Here is an 11425-nt window from a genome sequence, read left to right as displayed (position 1 = left end):
GTGGGCGTGCTGATCGATGCGGTGTTCAACCATCTCGGCCCGTCGGGCAACTACCTGCCGCGGTTCGGGCCGTACCTATCGTCGGCAAGCAACCCGTGGGGCGAAGGTATCAACATCGCCGACGCTTGCTCTGATGAGGTGCGCCGCTACATCCTGGACTGTGCGGTGCGCTGGATGCGCGACTTTCACGCCGACGGCCTGCGCCTGGACGCGGTGCACGCACTGGTCGACACCACCGCCATCCACATCCTCGAGGAGCTGTCGGCTGAAACCGATCAGCTGTCCCAGCAGCTGGGCCGCCCGTTGTCGCTGATCGCCGAAAGCGACCTCAACGACCCGCGGCTGATCACTCCCCGAGAAGATGGCGGCTACGGCCTGACCGCGCAGTGGGACGACGACATCCATCACGCCATTCACGCCGCCGTCTCTGGTGAACGCCAGGGCTACTACGCCGATTTCGGGTCGCTGGCTACCCTGGCCCAGACGTTGCGGCACGGCTTCTTCCACGCGGCCACGTACTCGTCGTTTCGTGGCCGCCGCCACGGCCGGCCGCTGGACACAGCCAATATTCCGGCTACCCGGCTGTTGGCCTACACCTGCACCCACGACCAGGTCGGCAACCGTGCGCTCGGAGACCGGCCGTCGCAGAACCTGACCTTCGGTCAGCTCGCGATCAAGGCCGCGCTGGTACTCGGTTCACCCTATACGGCAATGCTTTTCATGGGCGAGGAGTGGGCCTCGTCGCGGCCGTTTCAGTTTTTCAGCTCCCACCCGGAGCCGGAGCTCGCCCGGGCCACCGCCGAGGGCCGCAAGAAGGAGTTCGCCGAGCACGGTTGGGACGCCGACGAGATCCCCGACCCGCAGGACCCGCGCACGTTCCAGCGCTCCAAGCTGGACTGGGACGAGCCCGGCGGCGGCGAGCATGCCCGGCTGCTCGGCATCTATCGGGATTTGATCACCTTGCGGCGCAAGGAAACCGATTTCGCTGACCCATGGCTGGACCATCTGGACGTCGACTATGACGAGGCGAAACGCTGGATCACCATGCGCCGCGGACATTTCGTGGTGGCATGTAACCTCGGTACCGGGGCGGTGGCGGTGCCGGTGCGCGGCGAGGTGGTGCTGGCTTGGGACGAGCCCCAAGTCGGCGAGGACACCACCGAGCTTCCAGGGCAGTCGGTCGCTGTGCTCAGGGCTGTGGACAACTGACTGGCGGCGATACCGGCAACCGCTGATGATTCGGCCATGTCTGGTCAGGAACTGTTGCCGATACCGTCCATCGAGACCGCCACCGAGCCGGTGCATTCAGCCGAGGATTTGCGCCAACGCTGGCGGGCGTTAATGGGGCCCTTGGGTTTTGGTGAGAAGCTGCTGTGGTTCGGTTTCATAGGCCCGGACCGTCGCCTGATCAAAATGCTCAGTCAGGTGCCGATCGGCCCGCGCCCGCAGGGGCGCATCGTCAGGCGACTCATGTCGGATCTGCGCACGCTGCTTGACGACACCGCGTCCGGCACCACCGTGGCTCTGCTGCTGACCGGGCCCGGTCGGCGGCCGATCTCGTCGGCGGACCGCGCCTGGGCCAAGGCGCTGGCCGACGCGGCCGAACGGTTCGAGGTGCCGCTGGAGCCGATATTCCGTGCCAATGACGAGTCGCTCCTGCAGATCGATGCCTGAGACCGCGAGCGGGCGCGTCTGCACACCGACACGCCGCAAATGCTGCGCAATCGCGCCCGCTCGCGCTGAAAGAGACGTCGTTACAACAGGTACCGGTACGCCGGTGACCCGGGCTCGAGTGCTTCGATGTGCAGTTCGGTGGCCCGCATCCGGGCCAGCAGCCCGTCGAGATCAGCGGCCGACCCCAATTCGATGCCGACCAGCGCTTCACCAGTTTCGCGGTTGTTGCGTTTCATGTACTCGAACAACGTGATGTCGTCGTTGGGTCCGAGCACCTGGTCGAGGAACCGGCGCAGCGCGCCTGGTTCTTGGGGAAAGTCGACCAGGAAGTAGTGCTTGAGGCCCAGGTGGATCAGTGAGCGCTCGACGATTTCCCCGTAGCGGGACACGTCGTTGTTGCCGCCCGAAATCAGGCACACCACAGTGGATCCCGGCTCGATGTCGGCTTCTAGCAGGCCGGCAACCGACAACGCGCCCGCCGGCTCGGCGATGATGCCCTCGTGCTGGTAAAGGTCGAGCATCGCGGTGCAGACCGCACCCTCGTCGACCGCGGTGATCGACGCCATGTCACCGGCGGCGGCCACCGCAGCATAGGTCAGGGTCCCGGCCCGGTTCACCGCCGCGCCGTCGATGAACTGGTCCACATGGTCGAGCGTGACCGGCTCGCCGGCGGCCAGTGCGGCCATCATGGCGGCGGCGCCGCCGGGTTCGACACCCAGCACCGAGGTGTTGGCGGTCCGCTCGGCCAGGTAGGTGGTGATGCCGGCGACGCACCCGCCGCCACCCACCGGGACCACGACCAAGTCGGGCTCGCTGTCGAGCTGGTCGAGCAGTTCCACCGCGATGGTGCCCTGGCCCGCTATCGTGCGCACGTCGTCGTACGGCGGAACCAGCGTGGCGCCCGTGCGCGCCACGTCCTCGAGCGCGGCTTCAGCCGCCATGTCGTACGTCGACCCACCGACGATCAAGTCGATGAACTCTCCGCCGTGATAGCGAATCCGGTCCTTCTTCTGCTTAGGCGTCTTGGCCGGCACGTAGACGCGGCCACGGATTCCGAGCAGGCGGCACGCGTAGGCGAAACCTTGGGCGTGGTTGCCGGCCGACGAGCACACCACACCGGCGGCGATCTCTTCCTCCGACAGCTGCACCAGCAGGTTGTAGGCGCCGCGCAACTTGTAAGAGCGCACCGACTGCAGGTCTTCGCGTTTCAGATAGACCGTGGCTCCGGTGACCTCCGACAACCGCTCGCACAGGTGCAGCGGGGTGGGCGTGACCACCTGCGCGATTCGCTTGGCCGCAGCATCGATGTCCGCCGCGGACAGCGGCGGTGTGCTGGAGACCTGGCTCAGTTCGGCGGACACCGGTCAATGGTGCCATTCAACAGCAGTTCAGCGGACGGGGGTCAGCACGAACACCGGAATTTCGCGGTCCGTCTTGGCCTGGTAGTTGGCGTAGTCCGGCCAGACCTCCACGGCTCGTTCCCACCAGACGGCCTTCTCGTCTCCGAACACCTCGCGCGCTTCGTACTCGCCGGTGACCGGGCCGTCCTGCAACTCCACCCGCGGGTTCTTCTTGACGTTGTAGTACCAGACCGGGTTCTTGGGGGCGCCGCCCAGTGAGGCGACGATGGCGTACTCGCCGTCGTGTTCGACCCGCATCAACGGTGTTTTGCGGAGTTTGCCGGTCTTGGCCCCGACGGTCGTGAGCAGGATGACGGGCTTGCCCTGAAGCTCGGTGCCCTCTGCTCCGCCAGACGCCATGTACTTCTCGGCCTGCTCACGGGACCAGTCGAGCGGGGAAGGTGCGTATTCTCCTGAAAGCGGCATACAGACACTTTAAGGGTCTGCCCGTTGTGGCGCCTTTCACCCTTCCGGATCGAGTGTTTCGGCTATCCGAAAACGAAAGTACGAGTTAGCCTTAATTTGTGACGACTCCGCTGCAGCTACGGTCCTTGGTCTCCCCTGAGGAGGTGCTGGTCGCCGGTGTGCCCTGGCCCCGGTACAAGGTGCTGGCGCTGATCACGGGGTTCGCCGCGTTGCTGCTTGTCGGGGTGGTGACCACCAGGGCAACGCCGTCGGTGCTGACCGCCACCGGCGTTGCCTTATGCGTTGGGCTGGTGCTCAGGGCGTTGCAGCAGCACCGGCAATAAACGGTCACTTCACGCCGGTTGTGCGGCCGGTGCGGGGGCGGGTTCGTGGACATCCGCCCCGGGCTGGTCCGCATAAAGTTCCTCGATCTCGGCGGCGTATTTCTCGGCGATCGGCCGACGCTTGAGCTTCATCGTCAGCGTTATCTCCTCACCGCCGGGCTCCCAGAGCGTGGGCAACACCCGGAACCGTTTGATTTGCTCGACCCGTGACAATTTGGCGTTGCCTTCGGCAACCCCGGCGGAAATCCGGGCGATCACGTCCGGGTGCGCTGCCAAGGCCGCCGGTGAGGCGTCCGACAGTCCATGCTGGGCCGCGAGGGGCCCGACCGAGTCCGCGTCGAAGACCAGCAGCGCGGTGTTGAATGGCCGCCCGTCACCGATCGTGACCATCGCCCCGATCATCGGGCATGCGGCCAGGATGGCGTTCTCGATGTTGGCCGGCGACATGTTCTTGCCGGCCGCGTTGATGATCAGCTCCTTCTTGCGGTCGACCACCCGCAGATAGCCGTCGGAGTCCATTTCGAGGATGTCGCCGGTGTGCAGCCAGCCGTCGGCGTCGATCGCCTCGGCCGTCTTCGCCGGCTCTTTGCGGTAGCCCTTCATCACCAGCGGGCCGCGCACCAGAAACTCACCGTCCTCGGCGACCTTGCCCTCCAACCCGGGCAACAACTTGCCGACCGTGCCGAGCTTCGCATCGCGCGGATGGCTGACGCTGGCCACGCAGCTCAGCTCCGACATCCCCCACACCTCGCAGATCGGAATGCCGATGCCGGCGAAGAAGCCGAGGGTCTCCTTCGGGATCGGCGCGGCACCCGAGACCGCCCAGCGCAGCTCACCAAAGCCGAGCCGCTCCCGAAGCTTCGACAGCACCAGCTCGTCGGCCTTAGCCCATTCGGCAGCAAGCTCGCCGGACATCGGCTCCCCAGCCAGCATCGCCGCGGCGCGCTTCGCCGCCACCGACATAGCCCACTGCAACGCTTGCCGCCTGGCCTCGTCCTGCTCATGCAGGGCAGCGAATTCTATTGCGGCTTTGAGCTTTTCCCACACTCGCGGCACTGCGCCCCAGATCGTCGGTCGCGCGTCGGGCAGCGCCGCCGCGATCGCTTTGGCGTCAGACACCACGGTGACCTGGGTGCCGAAGACCTCCTGGTTGTACAACGCCATCATCCGGTCGGCGATGTGCGCCGAGGGCAGGAACGACGTAATCCGGTCGCCGAAGTGCACGTCGAGAACGGCATCGATCGCCGAAGCCTCGAACATCAGGTTGGCGTGCGTCATCTCGACACCTTTGGGGTTACCAGTCGTGCCGGAGGTGTAGATGAGGGTGATGACATCGTCGGGTTCTACTGCGCGCCAAGTAGATTCGAAGTCGAAGTCAGCGGGCGCGGCGGCGTACAGGTCATCCAGGGACAAGGTGCCCTCCGGTGACCCGTCGATGCACACAATGTGCTCGAGCTGCGCACCGCTGGCGCGGATCCGCTCGACGTACTGCTCCTCACACATCACCAGCTTGGTGCCGGCGTTGTCGAACAGGTAGGTGAGTTGTTCGGCGGGCAGGGTGTTGTACACCGAGAACGACGTCGCTCCGACGTGCTGCGCGCCCACGTCAAGGGGGTAGAACTCGATGCGGTTCGCCATCATCAGCGACACTGTGTCGCCGCGCCTGACGCCCAGCCCAACCAGCCCGGCGGCAACCCGACGCACCTGGGCCGCGTAGTCCCGCCAGGTCAGCGTCTGGGTGTCGCCGGGTGTGCGCAGCGCTAACGCATCCGGATCGATCGCAGCGGTGCGCTGAAACGCCTCGCACATGGTGGTGGGTACGTCGGATGTAGTCATCTGCTCGTTCTCCTTTGTCGCTACCCCGATCAGAGCACAGACCCGGCCAGCCTAAGAGTAGGTTCGCCGACATGACGGCGACGTTGATCATCGGTGCTGATGTGTGGGACGGCCTCGCCGAGGTGCCGGCGCCGAGGCAGGTGCTGGTGGTCGACGGCCGGATCCAACGGATCGGCGCCGCGCTCGAGGCGCCCGAAGACGCGCAGGTGATCGACCTTGCCGGGCACACGCTGACGCCCGGCTTCATCGACTGCCATGTGCACGTGACGTTGGCGCCGCCACTCGGCCCCGCGGTGGCCATCGCTTCCAGCGTCGCGAAGGCGTTGAGGTCGCTGCCGGTGCTGCGGACGTTGCTGATGAACGGGTTCACCACGGTGCGCGACTTGGCCTGCGTGGACGTCGACTATCCGACCATCGACCTGCGCGACGCCGTCGCGGCGGGCATCGTGGTGGGCCCGCGGATGGTGGTGGCGCCGCACATGATTTCCGCCCGCGGCGGCCACGGCGACTTCAGCGGCACGGTCGCCGACGAATATCAAGGCCCCTCGCGGCCAATGGAATTGGCGGCGGCAGACGGGTGTGACGAGATCCGGACCAAGGTGAGGCAGGAGATTCGCGCGGGAGCCGACTGGATCAAGTTCGCCGCCACTGGGGGCTTCGCCTCGCCGTCCGACGATCCGGGCCAGGCGACGTACAGCCAGGAGGAGATGGACGTATTGGTCGCGACCGCCACCGATCTCGGTGTGCCGGTAACTCCGCACAGCTACGGCGACGAAGGCATTCAGCGCGCGGTCCGTGCCGGGGTGCGCAGCATCGAGCACGGCAACTTGGCCTCGGCGGAGACGCTGCGGATGATGGAAGACGCCGGGGTGTTTTTGGTGCCGACGCAGTACGCGATCCTCTCCGGTGCACAACGCGGCGATGACGACCCGATGTGGGCGGTGATGCCCGAGTACGCCAAGCGCAAAGCCCGCAAATACCGGAGCGCGTTGTTGGACGCCGCTGAACGGGTCGCCGCAAGCAATGTGCGCATCGCGTTCGGAACCGACGCCGGCATGTTCCCGCACGACGAAAACTGGCGCGAGTTTCCGATGATGGTGTCGACCGGCATCAGCCCGCTGCGCGCACTGCGGGCGGCGACCAGCGTGGCGGCCGAGCTGCTTGCCTTCGACGGCCTGGGGGTGATCGCCGAAGGCAAGATCGCCGATTTGGTTGCCATGCCGGGTGATCCGTTCACCGATATCGAGGTCACCGGCCAAGTCGACTTCGTCATGAAGGACGGCGTTATCTGTAAGCGCCCTGCTAGCACCTTGCCACCCGGAGTTCGGATTGAAAGCAGGACCGCCGGATCAACCACCGGCGCTTAGGCAGGGAGTGCACGGTGAATGCCGCAGGTGCAGGCGTCGATGGACGGACATGTGCAGCGCATGCCCCACTGGATGATCTCGCGGGCACGTGCGAGCTCGGCCATTCGTGCGTCGATCTCAGCCAGCTTGGCCTCAGCGAGCGCCCGGGTGGCGGGCCGCCCGGGCTCGTCATCGGCGAACAGCTTCTGAATCTCCTCTAGGCCGAAGCCTGCGGCCTTGCAGAGTCGAATCACCTCTAGCCGAACGAGGATCGAGTCGTCGTAACGGCGCTTACCACCGACGCGAGCCGGGGGCGGTACCAGACCGATCTGCTCGTAGTAACGCAACGTAGTCGCCGCGACACCCGTGCCACGTACCACTTGTCCGATCGTCAGATACGCGGCCATCACACTCTCCCCGGCTTGAGGCTTGACTTCGAGCCAACTCTAAGTCGTTGACTTGGTCTCATGCATGAACAGGCACTCGATGAGCTGCGCCGCGCCCGTTATGCGCTGCTGCGCACCTATCACCGCGACGGCACCCCGGTCGACACCCCGATCTGGTTCCGGTTGGAGGGAAACACGGCACTGTTTCGAACGAAGGTCGGCCCGAAGACGCGCCGATTGGCGGCACACCGCGAGGTTGAGCTCACCGCCTGCGACTATCGGGGCCGCGTTCATCCATGCGCGATGACGGTAGCCGGCCGCGCGACCATACTGTCGGGCGAAGACGCGGCCGCAGGCAACAACGTACTGCACCAACGGTACGGCTGGCAGTGGAACATCGTGCCGCTGATCAAAGTTCCGGGCGTCACTAACGTTCACCGCGATCTGTCGGTCCGCGAGAAGCTACGCCGCGCCCGTCTCCGCACGGTATGGCCCGATACTGTCATCGTTCGGGTCGATCTCGAATGACGATGCCAGACCCCGGTCGTCCGTCGTCTCGAAAGCCACGTACGGCCGCTATCGCGTGAACAACGCGTTGAGTTCGTCGAAAGTCGCTGCGTGAGACAAGCCACCGAACGTGCCCGCGTCCGCGAGTTCGATTGCAGCCGAAAGAAATGCGCCCCAAGCGACTCGTGACAGTGCCGACCCGAGGCTTATCCGCCGCACACCAAGGTCAGCAAGCTCTGCCACCGTGATACCAGGATCAGCCGATATCAACACATTGACCGGAAACGGCCGAACGGCGTCGACCAGCGCGGCAATGTCTTCACGCCGACGCACACCGGGGGCGAACAGGACGTCTGCACCCGCTTCGGCATAGGCCTGCAACCGGCGGATCGCCTCGGCAAGCGGGTCGGGATGACCATAGAGGAAGCACTCCGCGCGGGCGGTCAGCAGCACATCTTCACCCGACTCATCGATCGCGGACCGGGCCGCGCGGACGCGTTCAACTGCCTCCGGCAATGCCAACAACGGATTACCGCTGTCGCCGTACGCATCTTCGATCGACAGCCCTGCCACACCGGTAGCCACACAGCGTGCGATGTTCACTCCCAAACCTGCGAGATCGCGGTCATAGCCGGCCTGGAAGTCGGCGTTGACTGGCACATCGACGGTGTTGACCATCTCTGCGATATGGCCAAGGGCCGCTTCCAGATCGAGCGCCGCCGGCGTGTCGGGCAGGCCTCGCGAGAACCCGAATCCCGCGCTTGTCGTGGCTATGCTCTGGAACCCCATCTTCACCAGCGCGATCGCGGTCCCGGCGTCCCAGGGGTTGGGAATGAGAAAGCAGCCTTCCTCGTGTAGACGGCGGAACCGAGCGCGGCGTTCAGCGAATTTTGAAGCCGTCATCAACCCAGGCAGCCCGGGCCCAGCAGCGCCTTGAGGTCTCCCATCAGCGCCGGCGACGGCGTCACCCGCAGCGAGGCGTCCAACTCCAATGTGGTGACCCGCTCTCCGCTGACCAGGCGCAGATGCACCTGCGAGGTTCCGGGGTGGCGGACCAGCACCTGCTTGAGCGCCGTCACCTTGTCGATGGTGCACTGGCGGGTGGGCAGGCTGACGGCCAGCGGCCGGTCCGGCTGTACACTCGAAAAGTCCGGGACCACAAGCTCATTGGCGATCAAACAGATGCGGTCGTCGGAGATCTTCACTCGCGCGTTGACCAGCACCACGGCGTCGTCGACGATTTCGGCGCCGTAGGTGGAGTAGGTGTGTGGGAAGAACATCACCTCGATGCCGCCGGTGAGGTCCTCCAATTGCGCTGAGGCCCAGGGCATTCCGTTCTTGTTAACGCGCCGGTTCACCGACGCGAGGATGCCGCCGACCTTGACCGGGGCGTCGTTGGGGACGTCGCCGTCGAGAATCGCCGGGATGGCGGTGTCGACCTGGGTGGCCAGCAGGTGCGCGACGCCGTTGAGCGGATGCCCGGAAACGTACAGCCCCAGCATTTCGCGTTCCAACGCCAGCTTGTGCTTGTCGTCCCACTCTTCGTCGGGAATCTTGACGGAAAACACCGCGTCGGTGGCCGTGTCAGTGCCGCCGAAGAGGTCGAACTGGCCCATCGCCTCGGCCTTCTTGGTGCCCAGCACCGAGTCGACGGCATCGGTGTGCACCAAGAACAGGCCCTTGCGGGGGTGGCCCAGCGAATCGAACGCGCCGGCCTTGATCAGCGACTCGGTGACCTTCTTGTTGCACGCCGCGATGTCGATCTTGTTGAGGTAGTCGGAGAAGTCGGTGAACTTGCCCTTCTCGGTGCGGGTATTGAGCAGTGACGCAACGACGTTTGCACCCACATTGCGGACTGCGCCGAGCCCGTAGCGGATATCGGTGCCGACCGAGGCGAAGTTCAGGCCCGACTCATTGACGTCCGGCGGCAGCACGGTGATGCCGAGTTTGCGGCAATCGGCCAAATACACTGCGGCCTTGTCCTTGTCGTCGCCGACCGAGGTGAGCAGCCCGGCCATGTACTCGGCGGGGTAATTGGCCTTCAGGTAGGCCGTCCAGTACGACACCATCGCATACCCGGCGGCGTGCGACTTGTTGAACGCGTAGTCGGCGAACGGCAAAATGGTGTCCCACAGCGCCTTGACGGCTCCGTCGGAGAACCCATTGGACTTCATTCCGGCCGAGAAGCCCTCGTACTCCTTGGCGAGGACCTCTCGCTTCTTCTTGCCCATGGCTTTTCGCAGAATGTCGGCTCGGGCCAATGAGTAGCCCGCGACCTTCTGCGCGATCCGCATGATCTGCTCTTGATAGACGATCAGGCCGTAGGTCTCGGCGAGGATCTCTTGCAGCGGCTCGGCCAGTTCGGCGTGGATCGGCTTGATGGGCTGGCGGCCGTTCTTGCGGTCGGCGTACTCGTTGTGGGCGTTCATCCCCATCGGCCCGGGCCGGTACAGCGCGATCACCGCGACGACGTCTTCGAATTCGGTGGGCTGCATGCGCCGCAGCAGATCGCGCATGGGACCGCCGTCGAGCTGGAACACACCGAGCGTGTCACCGCGGCCGAGCAATTCGTATGTGGCCGGGTCGTCGAGCGGCACCGACTCCAGATCGACGTCAATTCCCCTGTTGGCCTTGATGTTCTCGATCGCGTCGCCGATGATCGTCAGGTTCCGCAGGCCCAGGAAATCCATCTTCAGCAGACCGATTTCCTCACAGGCCGGGTAGTCCCAGCCGGTGATAATGGCGCCGTCTTGCGGCCGCTTCCACAGCGGGATCGCATCGGTCAGCGGTTCGCTGCTCATGATCACCGCGCAGGCGTGCACGCCGGCGTTGCGGATCAGGCCCTCCAGGCCGCGGGCGGTCTCGTAGATGGTGCGCACGTCGGGGTCGGTGTCGATTAGGCCGCGCACCTCGGCGGCTTCCTTGTAGCGCTCGTGGTTGGGGTCGGTGATCCCCGACAGTGGAATGTCTTTGGCCATAATCGGCGGCGGCAGCGCCTTGGTGATCCGGTCGGCGATCGCAAAACCCGGCTGACCGTAGTGGATCCGCGCTGAATCCTTCAGCGCCGCTTTAGTTTTGATGGTGCCGAAGGTGATGACCTGCGCCACCCGGTCGTGTCCCCACTTGTCGGCGGCGTAGCGCACCATCTCGCCGCGGCGGCGGTCGTCGAAGTCGATGTCGATGTCTGGCATCGATGTGCGTTCGGGGTTGAGGAACCGCTCGAACAGCAGCCCGTGCGGGATCGGGTCGATATCGGTGATGCCCAGCGCGTAGGCGACCAGCGACCCGGCCGCCGACCCCCGTCCCGGGCCGACCCGGATGTTCACCGATCGCGCGTAGTTGACCAGATCCGCCACGATCAGGAAGTACGACGGAAAACCCTTGGCGCAGATCACCTCGATCTCGTAGGCGGCACGCTCGGCATACCCCGGCGGTATTCCGTCCGGGAATCGCCGGACCAGCCCGGCCTCGACCTCGTGCCGCAACCACGAGGCCTGGTCGTGCCCGTCGGGCACCGGGAACACCGG

The 11425-nt window shown here is 65.4% G+C and carries 11 protein-coding genes; 5 read left to right on the top strand and 6 right to left on the bottom strand.

All coding sequences use genetic code 11. The features are described 5' to 3' along the window. Together VFA16_RS13425 and VFA16_RS13420 are read left to right on the top strand one after the other, a co-directional pair. Window positions 1-1209, top strand: a 1209-nt coding sequence (locus VFA16_RS13425; RefSeq protein WP_324968290.1) for a DUF3459 domain-containing protein, incomplete at its 5' end; no start/stop codon positions are given. A gap of 36 nt (window positions 1210-1245) precedes the next feature. Then, on the top strand, window positions 1246-1674 hold the full coding sequence (locus tag VFA16_RS13420) for a hypothetical protein (protein ID WP_324968289.1): 429 nt from the start codon (window positions 1246-1248) through the stop codon (window positions 1672-1674). A gap of 80 nt (window positions 1675-1754) precedes the next feature. Here the strand turns inward: VFA16_RS13420 and ilvA are convergent, their stop codons facing one another. Next, the gene (ilvA, locus tag VFA16_RS13415; protein WP_324968288.1) at window positions 1755-3035 is read right to left on the bottom strand and encodes a threonine ammonia-lyase; all 1281 of its coding nucleotides are present in this window, start codon (window positions 3033-3035) and stop codon (window positions 1755-1757) included. 27 nt (window positions 3036-3062) lie between these two features. Beyond that, window positions 3063-3500, bottom strand: coding sequence for a nitroreductase family deazaflavin-dependent oxidoreductase (locus VFA16_RS13410; protein ID WP_324968287.1), 438 nt, complete (start codon window positions 3498-3500; stop codon window positions 3063-3065). A 98-nt stretch (window positions 3501-3598) separates the two neighbouring features. On the opposite strand from VFA16_RS13410, the gene VFA16_RS13405 reads away from it, so the two are divergent. After that, window positions 3599-3823, top strand: coding sequence for a hypothetical protein (locus VFA16_RS13405; protein WP_324968286.1), 225 nt, complete (start codon window positions 3599-3601; stop codon window positions 3821-3823). Window positions 3824-3832: 9 nt separating this feature from the next. Here the strand turns inward: VFA16_RS13405 and fadD11 are convergent, their stop codons facing one another. Then, window positions 3833-5659, bottom strand: a complete 1827-nt coding sequence (gene fadD11 / locus VFA16_RS13400) for a fatty acid--CoA ligase FadD11 (protein ID WP_324968285.1) — start codon at window positions 5657-5659, stop codon at window positions 3833-3835. Between the two features lie 71 nt (window positions 5660-5730). On the opposite strand from fadD11, the gene VFA16_RS13395 reads away from it, so the two are divergent. Then, window positions 5731-7026: an amidohydrolase family protein gene (locus VFA16_RS13395; RefSeq protein ID WP_324968284.1), complete on the top strand. Its 1296-nt coding sequence runs from the start codon at window positions 5731-5733 to the stop codon at window positions 7024-7026. On the opposite strand, the gene VFA16_RS13390 is transcribed toward VFA16_RS13395, so the two are convergent. Continuing rightward, window positions 7023-7412 (bottom strand): MerR family transcriptional regulator, encoded by a 390-nt coding sequence (locus tag VFA16_RS13390; RefSeq protein WP_324968283.1) that lies wholly within the window; start codon window positions 7410-7412, stop codon window positions 7023-7025. The genes VFA16_RS13395 and VFA16_RS13390 overlap by 4 nt on opposite strands. A gap of 60 nt (window positions 7413-7472) precedes the next feature. On the opposite strand from VFA16_RS13390, the gene VFA16_RS13385 reads away from it, so the two are divergent. Continuing rightward, window positions 7473-7919: a PPOX class F420-dependent oxidoreductase gene (locus VFA16_RS13385; protein WP_324968282.1), complete on the top strand. Its 447-nt coding sequence runs from the start codon at window positions 7473-7475 to the stop codon at window positions 7917-7919. A 48-nt stretch (window positions 7920-7967) separates the two neighbouring features. Here the strand turns inward: VFA16_RS13385 and VFA16_RS13380 are convergent, their stop codons facing one another. After that, complete coding sequence (locus VFA16_RS13380) at window positions 7968-8801, bottom strand: isocitrate lyase/phosphoenolpyruvate mutase family protein (protein ID WP_324968281.1); 834 nt, start codon at window positions 8799-8801, stop codon at window positions 7968-7970. Then, window positions 8801-11425 (bottom strand): DNA polymerase III subunit alpha (gene dnaE / locus VFA16_RS13375; RefSeq protein ID WP_324968280.1); only part of this gene is annotated, 2625 nt, incomplete at its 5' end. The genes dnaE and VFA16_RS13380, both read right to left, overlap by 1 nt.

It is taken from the genome of Mycobacterium sp. (genome assembly GCF_035653355.1).
GTDB lineage: Bacteria > Actinomycetota > Actinomycetes > Mycobacteriales > Mycobacteriaceae > Mycobacterium.
The sequence above is the reverse complement of the archived record's forward strand: the minus strand, read 5'-3'. Positions and strand labels throughout refer to the sequence as shown.

Coding starts and splice junctions, on each gene's coding strand:
- VFA16_RS13420 (WP_324968289.1), top strand. CDS start 1,246: ATGTCTGGTCAGGAACTGTTGCCGATACCGTCCATCGAGACCGCCACC.
- VFA16_RS13410 (WP_324968287.1), bottom strand. CDS start 3,500: ATGCCGCTTTCAGGAGAATACGCACCTTCCCCGCTCGACTGGTCCCGT.
- fadD11 (WP_324968285.1), bottom strand. CDS start 5,659: ATGACTACATCCGACGTACCCACCACCATGTGCGAGGCGTTTCAGCGC.
- VFA16_RS13395 (WP_324968284.1), top strand. CDS start 5,731: ATGACGGCGACGTTGATCATCGGTGCTGATGTGTGGGACGGCCTCGCC.
- VFA16_RS13390 (WP_324968283.1), bottom strand. CDS start 7,412: ATGGCCGCGTATCTGACGATCGGACAAGTGGTACGTGGCACGGGTGTC.
- VFA16_RS13385 (WP_324968282.1), top strand. CDS start 7,473: ATGCATGAACAGGCACTCGATGAGCTGCGCCGCGCCCGTTATGCGCTG.
- VFA16_RS13380 (WP_324968281.1), bottom strand. CDS start 8,801: ATGACGGCTTCAAAATTCGCTGAACGCCGCGCTCGGTTCCGCCGTCTA.